A 16,531-nucleotide genomic window follows, 5' to 3' on the forward strand; every position below is an offset into this window, starting at 1 on the left:
CGCGGACCTGAACGCCCCATTGGGCAGATTTCGCGGAACGGAGCCGGGCACTCGATGAGCCAGTAGCTCTCTTCGCCGAGGGCGATCATCCGCAGCACCTGGCAGGCGCCGAAGCGGTCGGGCGCCGCTGGGCCGGCCACCACGTCGATCAGGAACGGCACCGCGGCGATGCTCGCCGGAGAGCGACCATTGCCGCGTACGCGAGTGTCGGGGTCTCTCGGCACTGGCCGAGACCGCTCGTCACAGCGGGTAGGCGGCCTTGAACAGACGGCCCGGATCCACCGAGGCCTGGACGCGGCGGAGCCGGCCGAGATCAGGGCCGTGATAGTCGGCCGGATCGATCGGCCCCGGCTCCAAGTAGTTGACGTACCGCCCGGCCGACCAGCGGGCCAGCGCCCGATGCCCGGCGTCGATCCACGTGTAGCCGTCGGCCACCGAAGCGGTGTCCACCTTGCCCGGCACGACCAGCCACTGAAGCATCGTCAGCGCGCCGTGCCACGGGAACGCGGTCGCCCCCGGCGCGATCCGGGCCGGCGCGCCGCTCATCCGTTTCAGCTTCGCCAGGCCCGGCCGCTTCGACGCGGCCCGCCGCTGCACCGCCGCCACCAGCGCGGCGATCCCCTCCGCCGGCAGTGCGGTCCGGAAGATCTCACTGCCGATCAGGTGGGTGTTACGGGCCGGGCCACCCGCCCGGTCCTTCATCAGCCTGACGTGCGGCTCCCGCCCCACCGCCTCCGACGCGGGCTCCCTGCCGATCGCCCTGGCCAGCGCGGCCACCTCGCCGTGCGCGTCACCGTCCAGGACGAAACCGTTAACTCGTACGGACAGCGCACCGCCCGCCTCCGCTGTGAACTGGCACGACGACCAGACGTCGTCCGGCGCCCTGGCGATCCGGGCCTGCCAGCCGGTGGCCGCCCGGGCCGCGTCCGCCCACCGGTACGTCAGCGTGAACGTGCCGATCGTCGTCGCCGGATGGGTACGCATCCGCCAGCCGGTGACCACCCCGAACCGGCCGCCCCCGCCGCCGCGCAGCGCCCAGAACAGGTCCGGCTCGCGGGCCGCGTCCACCGTCCGGAGCCTGCCGTCGGCCGTCACCACCTCCGCTGCGGTCACGTTGTCGCAGGCCAGTCCGTACGCGGAGGCGGCCGGGCCGATCCCGCCGCCACAGGTCAGTCCACTGATCCCGACACTGCCGCAGGTGCCCGCCGGGATCGAGACATTGTGCCGCCCGAGAGCCGTGTAGGCCCCGATCACGGTGGCGCCACCGCCGATCGTGGCGATCCGGGACGCGGCGTCGTACCTCACCCGGTTGATCGGCCGGACGTCCAGGACCAGGCCGGCACTGATCGTGGACGCCCCGATGTAGGAGTGGCCGCCACCGCGGGCCACCACCGGCAGCCGCATCCGGGCGGCGAACCGGATCGCCTCGGAGACGTCGGCCGGGGTGGCGCAGTGGACCACCGCGGCCGGGCGGATGTCGTCGAACCTGGGGGAGTGGAGCCGCCGGCCGCTGTCGTAGGCGGCCGTGCCCGGACGGTCCAGCCCGCCGTCCAGGCCGGCGGCCAGCGCCTTCCAGTCGGCGTCCGTGGGTGCGCCGGACGAAGGTGGGGCGATACCGATCAGACCGGCACTGAGCAGAGCACGGCGGGACAATCGCATACAAATATCCTGACATATGCGTTGTTATGCCTATATATCACTCCGCCGCTGCGACCCAATAGAGCTGCTTGTGCCCGCGCGACTCCATCTCGGCGGCCAGCTCCTCCGCCTCCGCCCGCGAGGCGAATCGCGCCACCACGAACCGGTTCCCGTTGTCGTCCTGCCGCCAGACCACCCATCGAACGTCACCCATCGGCCCATCCTGCCGGTACTACGATCATAGTAATCTCGGAGGTATGGCACACATCGTGATCGTCGGGATCGGAACCAGGGGCGACGTCGTCCCGCTCGCCGCCCTCGGCGCGGCACTGGCCGCCGGCGGCGACCGGGTGACCGTCGTGACCCACGCCTCGCTGCGGGCGCACGTCGACGAGGCCGGGCTGGGGTTCGCCGTCCTGCCGGTGGAGTTCGGCGCCGGGCGGCCACTGAGCTCGGCGCGTTTCGCCCGCCTGCTGGCCGCCCGCTGGCCGGATGTCGGCGAAGCCGTGCTTGCCGCCTCGCAAGATGCCGACCTGCTGTTGCTCTCGCCGATGGGCTGGCTCGGCTATCACGTGGCACAGGCGACCGGGGCGCGGAGCATGGGCGTCTTCCTCCAGCCGTTGGAGCCGACCGTCGCGTTCCCGCCCCCGCTGCTCACCACCCGGTCACTCGGCGGGTGGGGCAACCGGGCGGCGGCACACGCCTTCCGGATGCTGGGCCAGGCGCCGTTCGCGCGGGCGAACGCCGCCTTCCGCCGCAGGCTCGGGCTGCCGCCGCTGGGTTCGGCGGCGATGTTCCGGCAGGCCGACGAGGAGCACTGGCCCGTGCTCTACGGGTTCAGCCCCTCGATGGTTCCACCGCCACCGGACTGGCCGCCGTACCGGCCGATCACCGGCTACTGGTGGCCGCGCGTCACCGGCGGACTCTCCCCGGGGCTGCGGCGATTCCTCGACGACGGCGACCCGCCGGTGTTCATCGGGTTCGGCAGCCTGGACGCTCCCCGGCTGCGTGCCGTCGTCGAGGAGACGGTGACCCGGCTCGGCCGGCGGGTGGTCGTGCAGGCCGGAGCAGCCGGGCTGACGGCCGGTCACCGGGACGTGCTGGTGGTCGGGGACGAGCCGCACGAACTGCTGTTTCCCCGTACCGCGATGGTCGTCCACCACGGCGGCGCCGGAACCACCGCGGCGGCCCTGCGTGCCGGCGTGCCGTCGGTGATCGTGCCGTTCACCGCCGACCAGCCGTTCTGGGCGCACCGGGCCGCCGCGCTCGGCGCGGCGCCCGCGCCGATCCCGCTGCGCCGGGCGACTCCGCGCAAGCTCCGCGATGCCATCGCCGTGGCAGATTCATATCGTACGGGCGCCGCGGCGCTCTCCCGGAGTCTCGCCGCCGAGGACGGGATCGCCGCGGCCGTCGCCGAGATCCGCCGTGAAATGCTGCCGGTACAGTGACGCGGTGCCGTCCACCACCGCCGTCCGTGCCACCGACGCGGCGCTGGAGGTGCTCGGCACCGGCGGCCTCCACGCGCTGAGCCACGCCCGAGTCGACGCCGCCGCGGGCCTGCCGCCCGGATCCAGCTCAAACCACTTTCGCACCCGGGCCGCGCTGGTCGCCGGGGCGGTCGACCGTCTTCGCGAGCTGGACGCCGCCGACTGGCAGGCGTTCCTGGCGGCCGGGCCACCGACCACACCGGCCGGGCTGATCGCCGCGTTCACCGCTTTCGTCGACGACGCCACCGGCCGCGCCCGGGTGCGGACCACCGCCCGGTACGTGATCTTCGTACAGGGGGTGGTCGAGCCCGCCCTGCTGGACCGCCTGAACGCCGACCGCCGCCTGATCACGGACTGGACCGCGGGCGTCCTGACCGGCCTGGGCGTGCCCGATCCGCAAGCCACCGCGACCACCCTGCTGGCCGCGGTCGAAGGCCTGATCATGCACCGCCTCACCGGCTTCGACACCGGCGCGGCGGGCCCGCGGATCGACCGTCTGATCACCGGCCTCTGCCGGACGACCGCCGACGAGCCGTGACGAGCGGCCTGATCAGCGGCCGGCCGGCTCCACGGTGAGCGTTCCGGCGCCGGCGTCGAGCACCGCCGGCACACCGAGGCCGACCGCCGTCTGCTGATCGCCGTGCCCGATCGGCAGCCCGCCGAGCACCGGGATCCCCAGGTCGAGCAGATGGCCGGCGAGGACCTGCTCCACCGTGAACTCGGGATACTTCCTCGGCTCGCAGTCGGTGAACTGGCCGACCGCAACCCCCGCCAGCCCGTCGAACCAGCCGGCCCGTTTCAGCTGGGTGATCGACCGGTCCACCCGGTACGGCTCCTCGCTCACCTCCTCGATCAGCAGGATCGCGCCGGACAGGTCCGGCCGGTGCCGGGTCCCGGCCGTGGACGCGAGCAGCGTGAGATTGCCGCCGAGCAGCACACCCTCCGCCCGCCCGGCCCGCACCACCGGATCACTCCCGGCCACCGCCACGACCGGTTCGGTGGTCATCACGGCATGCCGTGCCGCCGCCGTGGTCGGGCAGTCGAGGATCTCCCGCAGCGTCCCGCCGGTCGGCCCGTGCACGCTGGCCAGCCCCGTCTCACACCACAGGGCCACGTGCAGCGCCGTGATGTCGGAGAACCCGATCACCATCTTCGGATCGGCGCGGACGGCCCCGAAATCGACCAGGTCGACGATCCGCTGAGTGCCGTAGCCGCCGCGCAGGCACAGCACGCCACGCACCTCCGGGTCACGCAGCGCCTCGTTGAGGTCGCTGAGGCGCTCGTCGTCCGTACCGGAAAGGTAGGTGTGCCGTCCGAGCGCATGCCGCCCCACCCGCGTCCGTAGCCCCCAGCCCGCGAGGATCCGCTCCGCGCTCGCCGCCTGCTCCGGCGGCACCGCCCCGGCCGGCGCCACCAGCGCCACCAGATCCCCGCCCCGCAGCCGCCCCGCCTTGATCATCCCCGCACCCTATTCCCCCCGGCGTGGTCCGGCTCGCGTTCCACTTCCGCCTTTCCCGGTACGCCTACGTGTACCGCCCGGAGCAGACGGCGATCTCGCTGCCTGGTCGCGCCTTTGCCGCACCCGCCGGGCTGAGGTCGGTGCCCACCCGGGCCGGCCCGCGGCGCACGATGGTGCTGCGTGGGCGCTGGCTGAGGGCGTGGGAAGGCCGGGGCGCACGAAGGGTGCTGCGTGAGTGGTGGCTGAGGGCGTGGGACGGGTGGCGCGCGGTCGGGCGACTGTGGGCGGTGGGCCGCCGTGACGGTCAGCCGAGGGCCAGGACCAGGAACTCGTCCGCGCCTTCGCGGATCACCTCGAACTCCTCGAAACCGCACCGCTTGAGCAGGCGGATCGAGGCCGCGTTGCGGACGTCGGCCTCGCCGTAGAGCGGGCGGGTCGTCTCCTGTTCGAGGAAGAGGGTGAGCGCCCGCGTGCCGATGCCGCGCGCCCACAGCTCGCGGTCCAGCCAGAACCCGACCATCCGCCGGCCGTCCTGCCACCAGGCGACGATGCTGCCGGCCAGTTCGCCGTCGGCGGTGATGGCGCGGGCACGCACGGACGGGTCGCCGAGGACCCGCCGGTTCCAGTGCTCGACGAAGGCGGCGTGCGACCGCCGCGGGAAGTTGGCCCGCCGTAGCGCTTCGGGGTCACTTTCGTGCCGGTAGAGGACCTCGATGTCCTCCACCTCGACCGCCCGCAGGCCGACCTCGATCATCTGTCCACATTATTCACTCCGCAATGTTCTCACGGTGGCGCCGCCGAGGCGTTCGCCCGGACGCGGGACGGGCCGGCACGCCTCGGGGTGGGGGTGTGCGGTCTCGCGGCGCCGTCGCGGAGGCGTGCGCCCGGGTGCGGGACCAGTCGGCACGCCTCGCGACGTATGTCCGTCGAGGACGCCCGGCGGGTGCCGGTCGGCTTCAGGAGGCGTTCACCGTTGGCCGAAACCTGGATGGAAAATACTTGCCCAATCGGAAAGTGAAGCGCTACTTTCCTGGTAGGCAAGTATGTGCCGGAGGAGGAAGTAATGGATATTCCACCGATCGACGCCGAGCTCGCCCTCGCCGAGGTGCGGGCCCGCCGGGAGCAGGTCATCGACACCAATCTCGTGCCGGGCTGGTTCTGGCGGGCCGTCGCGGTGCTGATGGTGCTGTTCGTGGCGGCCGTGGATACCGGGATCACCTGGGTGGTCGCGGTCGGTGCGGTCGTCTACGCCCTAGGATTGGGCGCTGTGATCCTCGCCGTCGTGCGCAAGGCCCGCGTCCAGGTGCGGCCGGCCCTGATCGGCATACGCGGTGGGCTGACCATCGCCGCCTTCACGATCGTCCTGGTCGCGGCCGGGATCGGCCTCGGGTTCGCGCTGGAGGCGCTCGGCGTGCCGTTCCCGGCGACGCTCGCGACCCTGCCGGTCGCCGCCGGCCTCGCCTTCGGTGGGCCGGGGCTGATGGGCCACCTGCGGAAGCTGATGATGTCGCGGCCGCTGGCGGGCGCCCGGTGAGCACCGAGCCGCGATTCGACGAGCTGATCCACGCGCCCACCCGGCTGTCGCTGGTCAGCCTGCTCGCCGCGACCGAGTGGGCCGAGTTCAGGTTTGTCCGCGACAGTCTGGGGCTGTCCGACTCGGCCCTGTCCAAGCAGCTCACCACCCTCGAGGAGGCAGGCTACGTGGAGATCCGCAAGGCGTTCGTGGGCAAGCGGCCGCGGACGTCGGCGCGGCTCACCCCGCAGGGGCACGGCGCGTTCGCCGGGCACGTCGCGGCCCTTCAGGACATCGTCGCCCGCGCCGGCCTGGCGGTGCTCCCCGACCAGGTCGGCCGCTGATCGCAGTCGGTCAGCCGGCCGCCCGCCGCTCAGGGCCGGGTGGTGAGACCTGGGCCGGGTCCAGGACGACGCCGGCCCACATGAAGGCCGGGCACGCGGATCAGCCCGGCGGCCGCGCGGCGGCCTTGACCGGCAGGCGGCCGCGCGGCTCGGCGGGACGGGGTGGATTCGGCGGAGGCGGCGTAGGCCGTACGAATCAGTCGGTTGTCGGGGGTTGATTCTGAGCGGCGCGGAGGGCAGCGGCGGCGACCGAGTAGGGGTTGTGGGTGTAGGCGCGCGAAAGCGTGCCGGTCGCGCTGAAGTAGGAGGCCGCGAGCTTGGCCGGGTCGGTGGCGATCTCGCCCCGGGCGACCGCGTCGTTGCCGTCGTCCCAGCCCCAGGGCGCGTTGGCGGAGTTGGTGCCGCAGGCGTAGGTGTCGGTGCCGCAGCCGCCGGTGTTGTCGCCCGCGAAGGTGCCGAGGGAGGCGAACAGGCTCGTGGTGTTGCGCTGGGCCCACAGGCCGCCGTCGGCGAAGACGTCGATCAGCCGGTAGCGGACGTCCCGGTCGTTGGTGCTGCTCGGCGCCTCGGATACGGACAGTGACGGGTAGTAGACGATGCCGTCGCCGTTGATGTTGTACTGCGGATAGGCCTTGAGCCCGTGTCCGCCGCGCTCCTGGGCGGTGACCGGATGCTGGTGGGAGTCGTGCGGCGAGGACTGGAGCTGGAGTGTCCCGTCGATCGTCTCGGAGCCGTTGGCCCAGTCGCTGCCGGCCGGCTTGTAGGAGAAGAAGTCACTGTGCGCGACTGTCACGGCCGCTTTGAGGCTGCCGTAGTCGGAACCGTCCTTGGCGACGATCTCCAGCACGCCCTCGCCGTCGTTCTCGTGCTCGGTCTCGAAGAACGGGTGGTCGATCCAGTCGCGCGGGTGGAAGAGGAAGTAGGTCAGGTAGTAGTGGGTGCTGGTCTCCAGGACCGAGTAGTAGACCGCGGCGTCAGTGTTCGTCCCGGTGTTGTCCCAGTTGTCCCGGCCGTTCAGGTTTCCGTCGAAGTCGTATCGCGTGATGTAATCGCTCTTGCCGCTGAGCGCGTGGCTGCCGGTGGCGTCGACGTCCTGGTAGTGGATGGGCGCCCAGCGCAGGGCGATCTCCGCCCGGCTCGGGGCGGCGTGTGCCGGGGTGGCGAGACCGGCCGCGATCAGCGCGCCGGCCACGACGGGGACGAGTCGTCTCACGAGTTTCTCCTTATATCGGTGATCATCAATATAAGGCCCGGGGTTAGGCTGAGATGGTGACGGATCAACGGCTGCGTGAACTCGCGTCGATGCGCCGTGTCCGGGACCGGATAGATCGCTACTACGCGGAGCCGCTCGACGTCGAGCAACTGGCCCGGTCCGTGCACATGTCGGCCGGGCATCTGAGCCGGCGGTTCCGGTCGGCGTTCGGCGAATCGCCCTACAGCTATCTGATGACCCGGCGCATCGAGCGGGCCATGACCCTGCTGCGGCGCGGCGACCTGAGCGTCACCGAGGTCTGCTTCGCGGTCGGCTGCTCCTCGCTCGGCACGTTCAGCACCCGGTTCTCCGAGCTGGTCGGGGTGTCGCCGAGCGTCTACCGCAAGCAGGCGGCCGACCAGCTCGCCGGATTGCCCGGCTGTGTCACCAAACAGGTGACCCGGCCGATTCGGTCCTAGCATCGAGGCATGAGCCTCGTCATTCAGTCGGCCTTCCTGCCGGCCGACGATCCGGAGCGATCACTCGCCTTCTACCGCGACGGCCTCGGCTTCGAGGTGCGTCTCGACGTGGGGTACGGCGACATGCGCTGGATCACCGTCGGCCCGCCCGGCCAGCCGCAGACCTCGATCGTCCTGCACCCGCCCGGCGTCGACCCGGGCCTGAACGACCAGGAACGGCGCACCATCGCCGAGATGATGGCGAAGGGCTGCTACGCCGGCATCATCCTGGGCGCCACCGACCTCCAGGAGACGTACGAGAAGTTGGCGGCCGGCGGCGCCGAGGTGGTGCAGGAGCCGTTCGACCAGCCGTTCGGGGTGCGCGACTGCGCCTTCCGGGACCCGGCCGGCAACCTGATCCGGATCAACCAGCTGACCTGATCAGGAATCGAGAAGCGCGGCCCACCGGTGACGACCTAGCGTGACTGGCATGACCACACAAGGCATCAAGACAGTGCTGCACCCCGTCACCGACCTGGAGAAGGCCAAGGCCGTCTACACCGCCCTGCTCGGCGCCGAGCCGACGGCGGACAGTCCCTACTACGTCGGCTACGACGTGGCCGGTCAGCACATCGGCCTGGTCCCGGGCGGCGGACCGCAGGGGCTGAAGGCGCCGCTGGCCTACTGGCACGTGGCCGACATCGATGCGAAGCTGGCCGAGCTGACCGCGGCCGGCGCGACGGTGACCGAGCCCGCGAAGGAGGTCGGACCGGGCCGCCGGGTCGCCAGCGTGACCGATTCCGACGGTAACGTTCTCGGAATCCTGCAGGACAGCTGAAAGACTCACAGGGGGAGAGAAATGAGCGTCCACCGCTCGATCCGCGTGCACGGCGCCCGGGTCAACAACCTGAAGGACGTCCGTGTCGAGATCCCGAAACACCAGCTCACGGTGTTCACCGGGGTCTCCGGGTCGGGTAAGAGCTCGCTGGTGTTCGGCACCATCGCCGCGGAGTCGCAGCGTCTGATCAACGAGACGTACAGCGCCTTCGTGCAGGGCTTCATGCCGACGCTGGCCCGCCCGGACGTGGACGTGCTGGAGGGCCTGACCACGGCGATCATCGTGGACCAGGAGCGGATGGGCTCCGACCCGCGCTCGACGGTGGGCACCGCGACCGACGCCAACGCGATGCTGCGGATCCTGTTCAGCCGGCTCGGGGATCCGCACATCGGGTCGCCGCAGGCCTACTCCTTCAACGTCGCCTCGATCTCCGGCGCCGGCGCGGTGACCATCGAGAAGGCCGGCACCACGACCAAGGAGCGGCGCAGCTTCAGCATCACCGGCGGCATGTGCCCGCGCTGCGAGGGCCGTGGCAACGTCAACGACTTCGACCTCACCGAGCTGTACGACGCGACGAAGTCGATCAACGAGGGCGCGATCTCGATCCCCGGCTACAGCATCGACGGCTGGTACGGGCGGATCTTCCGGGGCTGCGGCTTCTTCGACGTGGACAAGCCGATCGGGAAGTTCAACAAGCGTGAGCTGAACGATCTGCTCTACAAGGAGCCCACCAAGATCAAGGTGGATGGCATCAACCTGACCTATTCCGGTCTCATCCCCGCGATCCAGAAGTCGTTCCTGACCAAGGACGTCGACGCGATGCAGCCGCACATCCGCGCCTTCGTGGAACGGGTGATCACCTTCACGGTCTGCCCCGAGTGCGACGGCACCCGGCTCAGCGAGCTGGCCCGGTCGTCCAAGATCAAGGGCGTCAGCATCGCCGACGCGTGCGCCATGCAGATCAGCGACCTGGCCGAGTGGATCCGCGGCCTGGACGAGCCGTCGGTCGCCCCGTTGCTGGAGAAGCTGCGGCACACGCTGGAATCGTTCGTCGAGATCGGCCTGGGCTACCTGTCGCTGGACCGGCCGGCCGGCACCCTGTCCGGCGGTGAGGCCCAGCGCACCAAGATGATCCGGCACCTCGGCTCGGCGCTCACCGACGTCACCTACGTCTTCGACGAACCCACCATCGGCCTGCACCCGCACGACATCCAGCGGATGAACGAGCTGCTGCTGCGCCTGCGTGACAAGGGCAACACGGTCCTGGTCGTCGAGCACAAGCCGGAGGCCATCGCGATCGCCGACCGGGTCGTCGACCTCGGGCCGGGCGCCGGCACCGCGGGCGGCGAGATCTGCTTCGAGGGTACGGTCGAGGGCCTGCGCGCCAGCGGCACCATCACCGGCCGTCACCTGGACGACCGGTCCAAGGTCAAGGACTCGGTCCGCGTCTCTTCCGGAAAACTGGAGATCCGTGGCGCATCCACCCACAACCTCCAGGAGGTGGACGTCGACATCCCGCTCGGCGTGCTGGTCGTGGTGACCGGGGTGGCCGGGTCCGGCAAGAGTTCGCTGATCCACGGCTCGGTGGCCAAGCGGGACGGGGTGGTGGCGATCGACCAGACGGCGATCCGCGGGTCCCGCCGATCGAATCCGGCCACGTACACCGGCCTGCTCGAACCGATCCGCAAAGCCTTCGCCAAGGTCAACGGGGTGAAGCCGGCCCTGTTCAGCGCCAACTCCGAGGGCGCCTGCCCGACCTGCAAGGGCGCCGGGGTCATCTACATGGACCTGGGCATCATGGCCGGGGTGTCGACGCCGTGCGAGGAGTGCGAGGGCAAGCGGTTCGAGGCCTCGGTGCTGGAGTACAAGCTGGGCGGCAAGGACATCTCCGAGGTCCTCGCGATGCCGGTGACCGAGGCGGAGGCGTTCTTCGCCTCCGGTGACGCGAAGCTGCCGGCCGCGCACACGATCCTCAAGCGGCTCGCCGACGTCGGGCTCGGCTACCTCACCCTCGGCCAGCCGCTGACCACGCTGTCCGGCGGGGAGCGGCAGCGGATCAAACTGGCCACCCGGATGGGCGACAAGGGTGGCGTCTACATCCTCGACGAGCCGACCACCGGCCTGCACCTGGCCGACGTCGAGCAGTTGCTGGGCCTGCTGGACCGGCTGGTCGACGCGGGCAAGTCGGTGATCGTCATCGAGCACCACCAGGCCGTCATGGCGCACGCCGACTGGATCATCGATCTCGGTCCGGGCGCCGGTCACGACGGTGGCCGGATCGTCTTCGAGGGCACCCCGGAGGCGCTGGTCAAGGACGGTTCGACGCTGACCGGGCAGCATCTCGCGGAGTACGTCTTCTGATATCGAGCGGGTTAATTGGCACGCAGGGGATTGAAGGGTCCCCCTACACTGCCAGTTCGCGGCACGGGGGAGTGCCGCTACCCCTCGAATGGAGATTTCTGCGCATGAAGCGCTTCCTGGCCGGCGCTGTCGCCGGTGTGACAGCCCTGACCCTCACGGTCGGGTGCGCGAACCAGTTCCAGCAGCTCGAGCCGAAACTGGAGCTGAAAAAGGCCGCGGAGAACCTGGGCGCGGAGGGCAAGGCCGGCTTCACCCTCAAGGCGGGCGGCAACGTCGACGACGTGATCGCGCTCGCCAAGAAGGAGTCGACCGACTTCACCGCCGAGGACGAGGAGATCTTCCGCAAGATCTACAACTCGTCGGTCTCGCTGGCCTGGGACAAGGCCGGCGAGAGCGTCACCGACGACCGCGTCCAGATGACCGCGAACGTCGACGGCCTCACCGGCTTCGACGTGCGGACCGTCGACGAGGTGCTCTACATCAAGGCGCCGATCACCGAGCTGGCGAGCAAGTTCGGCGCCACCAGTGCCGACATCGCGGAGATGCGTTCCGGGATGTCGGCCGAGGTGCCCAGCCTGGCCCCGCTCTTCGACGGTGAGTGGGTCTCGGTGGCCGCCGCCGATCTGAAGAAGCTGGGCGAGCAGTTCGGCGGGGCCACCGCTGCCGCCGCCAACCAGCAGGAGCAGAGCGAGAAGCTGGCCGCCGAGTTCAAGACCAGCGCGGAGAACCTGCTGGAGAACGCCGACGTGGTGCGCGACGAGCAGGACAAGAAGCACCTGATCGTCACCACCTCCACCGCCAAGGCCACCGCCGAGGCGAAGCGGCTCGCTGAGGCCGCCATCAAGATCATCTCCCCGGAGGCCGCCGCCGAGGCCACGGAGTCGCTCCAGAAGGAGATCGACAAGAACGCCCCGGCGGACAAGCCGATCGTCCTGGACATCTGGGTCGACAACGGCAAGTTCACCGCCTTCGAGATCAACTACCTCCAGTTCGTCGAGGGCGCCACCGGCCGCGGCACGGTCCGCATCGAGATCGCCGACAGCGTCGACATCACCGCGCCGACCGGCGCCAAGAAGCTCGACGTGGCCCCGCTGTTCGAGGCGCTCGCCGGCGCGGCGGCCGGTGGTGGCACGTCCGGTGCCGGCGGCGCGGAGAACTGGGCGGAGCTGGTCGGCCAGCAAGCCGTCCTGTTCGCTCTCACCGAGCAGGGCAAACCGGCCGACTACCTGAAGAAGGCCGCGAAGCAGATGGCCATGCCCGGCGTCAAGGTGCAGATCGTCCGCAAGGGCGTGGCCCAGGTGACCTCGGGCACCAGCGTCGCCTGCGTGACCGTTCCGGCCACCACCCGCGGCGAGCCCAAGGTGAAGGCCGGCGCCTGCTAGACCTGCTCCAGCCGTCAGCCCGCGCAGACACCTGCGCGGGCTGACGCCTTTTTGTATCGCCAGGAATTCTAAAAAGTACGTCCGGCCGTTCCGACAAAAGCATGACTAGGAAGGGCTCGGCCATGCGACATCGCCGAGAGCGCGTCGCACGCCGCCACCGTCGCCGCCGAGGCGGTGACCGCCGCCGGGACCGCGAACACCACCGTCGCCGGCCTCGGAGCCTCCTCGGCGCGCATCATCGACGTGGTCCAGCTGATCAACTCGATCGCGGAGCAGACCAACCCGCTGGCGCTGAACGCCACCATCGAGGCGGCTCGCGCCGGCGAGGGCTTCGCGGTCGTGGCAGGCGAGGTCAAGGAACTGGCCCAGGAGACCGCCAAGGCCACCGGCGTCGTCCACTTCCTGGCGGGCGACGCCGGCCGCTGGACCATCGCCAACGTCATCGACGCCACCGGCGGCACCTACCTCGGGCCCGAGCGCCTCGGGTGAGCGGCGGCCGCCCGCAGCAGCTCCGGGTCGTGCGCGTTGACGATCGTCAGGGCCGGGTCGCCGGCCGCCCACAGCTCGGCGAGGCGGGCATGGTTGGCGCGGACCAGGCGACGATCGTGGGCGATGGCCGCCTCCATGGTGGCCAGGGCCCGATTGCCGCGGGTCACGCCGTCGATCTGCGCGCGGTGGTAGAAGGCGTCGCCGGCGTGCAGGATCCAGCCGTCGCCGGTGTCGACCGCCACGGCGGCGTGGCCCCGGGTGTGGCCGGGCATCGCGATCAGGACCACACCCGGGACGATCTCGGTGGCGGCGGCGAAACCACGCCAGCCGTCGCCCTCCGCCGGATCGTGTTCCACCAGCCGCGGGCCGTGCTCACGCTGGGCCGGCACATAGCGGGAGCGCTCGTTCCAGGTCCGCGGGTGCTGTGCGGCCTCCGACTCGGTGGCGGTCAGGTGCACCCGGGCCTGCGGGAAGTCGGCGGTGCCACCGGAATGGTCCGCGTCGTAGTGGGTGAGCACGATGTCCCGTACGTCATCGGGGTCCAGATCAAGGCGTTGCAGCTGCCGGAAGGCGGACTCCTCCGGATCGAGCACCGGTTTGATCAGATGGCGCGCGGCGCCGATGCGGTGCGCCGGCTCGGCGGCGTCCCGCAGACCGAAACCCGAGTCGACCAGCAGCAGCCCCTCGGTGGTCTCGACCGCGAGCACGTGGCAGACCAGGCTCGGGGTGAGGGCCGGGCGCATGGTCCCGCAGTTGAGATGGTGGACCTTCACAGGGGCTCTCCCAGGGTCGGCAGCGTCAACTCCACGTCGTCGATGGCGGCCTGCTCGCCGAGGAACCGCATCGTGGTCCGGAAGTCGTCGGCGAAGCGTGGCATAGGACGCAGCGGCCGGTCGAGAGGGCGGGTGAAATCGTCCCAGTGGATCGGGATGACCCGGCGGGCGCCGGTGCGCCGGACGAGCCGATCCCAGTAGGTCGCTCGAAACTCGGCGGACTGTTTCCCGAGCCCGCCGACACCGAGGAAGACGGTGCCGGCGGGGTGCTCGTCGAGGTCGGCGTGGTTGGCGCTGGCGTGGATGAGCAGCCTCTCGTCGCCGTGTTCCACGTGCAGGGTGTAGCACTCGCCGGTCCGGTAGTCGCGGGCCCGGGAGTCGAGCCCGATCGGCCGGTCGATGGTGCCGGGGGAGAGGTCGCCAGGGCTGTGCCGCGCCGGCAACACCCTTATCCGGAAATTTCCGATTTCAAGCTGGTCTGTCGTGGTGAAACGGTCTAAAGGGAAGCCGTGCCCGAGAGCGATGTTCCGGGTCGACGCCGAGCCGAACAGTCGCGCCCCGGTCATCATCGCGACCGTGGGCGCGTCCAGCGCGTGATCGTAGTGCGAGTGCACCACGAACAGCCCGTCCACTCGTTCGATCCCGAACCGCCGCAGCGCCGCGGCGATCCGCTCCCGATCCGGCCGCACCCGCCCGGCCAGCACCCGGAGCAGCCCCGGACGCGAGAAGAACCCGTCGGTGAGCAGGGTGGTCCGCCCGTCACTGAGCAGGATCGTGGAGACCCCGAGAAAGACCATCCGCATTCGTGACGCCTTTCAAGATCATCTATAGTTCGGTGCTTGTGGGTGACGACACCGTACTGACTTTCCAGGCTCGCACCGAGGCGGCGCTCGCGCGCCCGTTCATCCGCCGTCAAATGCGGAGATACCTGCTGCCCGTCGCGGCCGGTGGTCTCGTCGTCGCCTGGCTCATCGCTCTGGCGGGCGGCCGGCAATTCGCGTTCTACCTGGCGGTGAGCAGCGCCCTGCTGCCGATCTACGGCCCGTGGATGGTGTCCGCCGAGGCGCTGAAGCGGAACGCGGACAAGTTCGGTCGCATGATCGCCTTCCGGATCGACCGGACCGGGGTGCAGACGTTCACCGGCTTCTCCGAGGGCCGCTGGAACTGGTCCGACGTGCGCCGGGTGGAACAACGCCGCGATCAGGTCCTCGTCCACATCGGCGGGCCGGAGTTCCTGTGCATCCCCACCGGCGGCCTCACCGAAGACCAGCGCGCCCAGCTCAAGGCCCTACTGCCAGGCTGAAGCCCTTCTCCGGTACGCGTTCCGCCGTCCCCTAATGCCAGGGCCGTCCCGCCCAGCCGCCCGGCCTGCTGCCACTCGGGCCTGTGCCGCACCCGCCGGGCTCAGATCGGTGGTCCGGCGGGCCCGGCCGGTCGTTGCCGCGGCCATCTGCCGCCGGTCCCGGCCGTAGCATCCCGCTCCGACAGTCGGTCGCGCTTTGCGCAACCTTCGCCAGGCACCCGGCGAGCCCCTACGCCCGACGGCGCCGGTAACGGCGGGCGTCACCCACCTTCCGCGAATGTGGCGGGTCCACACGGCCGGATGTGCCGGGTGCCGGTGCAGGCGCGACCTACCGCTCGTCGGCGGCGACGTGCCAGCGGTCGCGGAGCAGCACGCGGGCGCTCGTGTGCCACCACTCGCCGCTCACCATGCCGTCGGACATGCCGCTGCCGATCCGGTACTCCGGCATCCGCACGACTCCGGTCCCGTCGCCCATGCGCGCGCCGGTGATCTCCTCGAACGCCGTCTCCACGGCCTTCTCGAGGGCCTGCTTGTCGGCGGGGAGGTCGTCGTCGGCGAAACGCCGGCGCATGGCCTGCCACAGGTGGGGGTCGCCGCGGAGGCCCCAGCGCAGTGGGGGCGGATCGAAGAGGTCGCCGAGACTCATGTTGCCATCATGTCAGACGGTAACGTAATGTATCCAGAAACACAGTGTTACCGAAAAGGGGCGGCATGCGGCTGACACGCGCCGAACAGCAGCGGCTCACCAGGCAGCGGTTGCTGGAGGCCGCGAGCGCCGCCTTTCTGGAGCGGGGCTATCTCGCCGCGACCGTCGAGGAGATCGCCGCCGCGGGCGGATACACGCGCGGCGCCGTCTACAAGCAGTTCGGCGGTAAGGAAGGGCTCTGGCAGGCCATCGTCGACACTCGGGCCGAGGATCTGATGCGAGGGCTCGCCATGGCGCTCGACCAGGCCGGCAGCCGCGAGGGCCTGCTCGCCGTCCTCACCCCGGGCGGCGGTGACCAGGCCCGCTGGGCGCTGGTGTCCGCAGAGGCGGTGGCGGCGATGTCCGGCAACCCGCGGCACGCGGCCACCATGGCGGCACTTCAGGACCGCTTCGACACCGAGGTCACGGCGCTGCTGGAGCGGCACTGCGCCCGTATCGGCCTCACCCCGGCGATGCCGCTGCCACACCTGGTCGTCGCGTGGGGCGCGATGGGCGCCGGGCTCGCGCTGCGGCAGGCGATCCACCCCGGCACCGACGCGGCCGCCGTCACCGCGAGCCTGCTCGGCGCGCTCTTCCTCAAGGAGTGAA

Annotated in this window: 19 protein-coding genes and 1 pseudogene; 12 read left to right on the top strand and 8 right to left on the bottom strand. The window is 70.7% G+C overall.

Annotated elements, in window-relative coordinates:
* Positions 1-240 precede the first annotated feature (240 nt).
* Positions 241-1,659, bottom strand: a complete 1,419-nt coding sequence (locus tag KZ829_RS27290; RefSeq protein WP_220146771.1) for an FAD-binding oxidoreductase — start codon at positions 1,657-1,659, stop codon at positions 241-243.
* A gap of 37 nt (positions 1,660-1,696) precedes the next feature.
* The gene (locus KZ829_RS27295; protein WP_220146772.1) at positions 1,697-1,852 is read right to left on the bottom strand and encodes a hypothetical protein; all 156 of its coding nucleotides are present in this window, start codon (positions 1,850-1,852) and stop codon (positions 1,697-1,699) included.
* A gap of 43 nt (positions 1,853-1,895) precedes the next feature.
* Here KZ829_RS27295 and KZ829_RS27300 point away from each other — a divergent pair, with 43 nt between their 5' ends.
* Positions 1,896-3,086: a glycosyltransferase gene (locus KZ829_RS27300; RefSeq protein ID WP_220146773.1), complete on the top strand. Its 1,191-nt coding sequence runs from the start codon at positions 1,896-1,898 to the stop codon at positions 3,084-3,086.
* 4 nt (positions 3,087-3,090) lie between these two features.
* Positions 3,091-3,663: a TetR/AcrR family transcriptional regulator gene (locus KZ829_RS27305; RefSeq protein ID WP_220146774.1), complete on the top strand. Its 573-nt coding sequence runs from the start codon at positions 3,091-3,093 to the stop codon at positions 3,661-3,663.
* 12 nt (positions 3,664-3,675) lie between these two features.
* Here KZ829_RS27305 and KZ829_RS27310 read toward each other — a convergent pair whose 3' ends face one another.
* Together KZ829_RS27310 and KZ829_RS27315 are read right to left on the bottom strand one after the other, a co-directional pair.
* Entirely contained in the window at positions 3,676-4,584 is a 909-nt protein-coding gene (locus tag KZ829_RS27310; protein ID WP_220146775.1) for a S66 peptidase family protein, read from the bottom strand.
* Between the two features lie 304 nt (positions 4,585-4,888).
* A complete protein-coding gene (locus KZ829_RS27315; protein WP_220146776.1) occupies positions 4,889-5,338 on the bottom strand; it encodes a GNAT family N-acetyltransferase in 450 nt (149 codons plus the stop codon).
* A 309-nt stretch (positions 5,339-5,647) separates the two neighbouring features.
* Between KZ829_RS27315 and KZ829_RS27320 the strand changes: the two genes are divergently transcribed.
* The gene (locus KZ829_RS27320) at positions 5,648-6,118 is read left to right on the top strand and encodes a hypothetical protein (RefSeq protein WP_246636331.1); all 471 of its coding nucleotides are present in this window, start codon (positions 5,648-5,650) and stop codon (positions 6,116-6,118) included.
* On the top strand, positions 6,115-6,441 hold the full coding sequence (locus tag KZ829_RS27325) for a winged helix-turn-helix domain-containing protein (protein ID WP_220146778.1): 327 nt from the start codon (positions 6,115-6,117) through the stop codon (positions 6,439-6,441). Before KZ829_RS27320 ends, KZ829_RS27325 begins: the two co-directional genes overlap by 4 nt.
* A 196-nt stretch (positions 6,442-6,637) precedes the next feature.
* On the opposite strand, the gene KZ829_RS27330 is transcribed toward KZ829_RS27325, so the two are convergent.
* Positions 6,638-7,654: a hypothetical protein gene (locus KZ829_RS27330; protein ID WP_220146779.1), complete on the bottom strand. Its 1,017-nt coding sequence runs from the start codon at positions 7,652-7,654 to the stop codon at positions 6,638-6,640.
* A gap of 89 nt (positions 7,655-7,743) precedes the next feature.
* Between KZ829_RS27330 and KZ829_RS27335 the strand changes: the two genes are divergently transcribed.
* The 6 genes and pseudogenes from KZ829_RS27335 to KZ829_RS43325 form a co-directional block, all read left to right on the top strand.
* On the top strand, positions 7,744-8,112 hold the full coding sequence (locus tag KZ829_RS27335; RefSeq protein WP_246636364.1) for a helix-turn-helix transcriptional regulator: 369 nt from the start codon (positions 7,744-7,746) through the stop codon (positions 8,110-8,112).
* 9 nt (positions 8,113-8,121) lie between these two features.
* The gene (locus tag KZ829_RS27340) at positions 8,122-8,532 is read left to right on the top strand and encodes a VOC family protein (protein WP_220146781.1); all 411 of its coding nucleotides are present in this window, start codon (positions 8,122-8,124) and stop codon (positions 8,530-8,532) included.
* 49 nt (positions 8,533-8,581) lie between these two features.
* Positions 8,582-8,929, top strand: a complete 348-nt coding sequence (locus tag KZ829_RS27345) for a VOC family protein (protein WP_220146782.1) — start codon at positions 8,582-8,584, stop codon at positions 8,927-8,929.
* A gap of 21 nt (positions 8,930-8,950) precedes the next feature.
* Complete coding sequence (locus KZ829_RS27350) at positions 8,951-11,290, top strand: ATP-binding cassette domain-containing protein (RefSeq protein ID WP_220146783.1); 2,340 nt, start codon at positions 8,951-8,953, stop codon at positions 11,288-11,290.
* A gap of 104 nt (positions 11,291-11,394) precedes the next feature.
* Complete coding sequence (locus KZ829_RS27355; RefSeq protein WP_220146784.1) at positions 11,395-12,672, top strand: hypothetical protein; 1,278 nt, start codon at positions 11,395-11,397, stop codon at positions 12,670-12,672.
* 126 nt (positions 12,673-12,798) lie between these two features.
* A pseudogene (locus tag KZ829_RS43325) lies at positions 12,799-13,059 on the top strand (methyl-accepting chemotaxis protein); the annotation flags it as partial.
* A gap of 74 nt (positions 13,060-13,133) precedes the next feature.
* Here KZ829_RS43325 and KZ829_RS27365 read toward each other — a convergent pair.
* On the bottom strand, positions 13,134-13,934 hold the full coding sequence (locus tag KZ829_RS27365; RefSeq protein ID WP_220146785.1) for an MBL fold metallo-hydrolase: 801 nt from the start codon (positions 13,932-13,934) through the stop codon (positions 13,134-13,136).
* Positions 13,931-14,737, bottom strand: a complete 807-nt coding sequence (locus tag KZ829_RS27370) for an MBL fold metallo-hydrolase (RefSeq protein WP_220146786.1) — start codon at positions 14,735-14,737, stop codon at positions 13,931-13,933. Before KZ829_RS27370 ends, KZ829_RS27365 begins: the two co-directional genes overlap by 4 nt.
* A gap of 2 nt (positions 14,738-14,739) precedes the next feature.
* On the opposite strand from KZ829_RS27370, the gene KZ829_RS44650 reads away from it, so the two are divergent.
* The gene (locus KZ829_RS44650) at positions 14,740-15,237 is read left to right on the top strand and encodes a YcxB family protein (RefSeq protein ID WP_220146787.1); all 498 of its coding nucleotides are present in this window, start codon (positions 14,740-14,742) and stop codon (positions 15,235-15,237) included.
* A 328-nt stretch (positions 15,238-15,565) separates the two neighbouring features.
* Here the strand turns inward: KZ829_RS44650 and KZ829_RS27380 are convergent, their stop codons facing one another.
* On the bottom strand, positions 15,566-15,883 hold the full coding sequence (locus KZ829_RS27380) for a hypothetical protein (RefSeq protein WP_220146788.1): 318 nt from the start codon (positions 15,881-15,883) through the stop codon (positions 15,566-15,568).
* Between the two features lie 65 nt (positions 15,884-15,948).
* Between KZ829_RS27380 and KZ829_RS27385 the strand changes: the two genes are divergently transcribed.
* Entirely contained in the window at positions 15,949-16,530 is a 582-nt protein-coding gene (locus tag KZ829_RS27385; RefSeq protein ID WP_220146789.1) for a TetR/AcrR family transcriptional regulator, read from the top strand.
* The last annotated feature ends 1 nt before the right edge of the window (position 16,531 follow it).

It is taken from the genome of Actinoplanes hulinensis (assembly GCF_019429605.1).
Classification (GTDB): domain Bacteria; phylum Actinomycetota; class Actinomycetes; order Mycobacteriales; family Micromonosporaceae; genus Actinoplanes; species Actinoplanes campanulatus.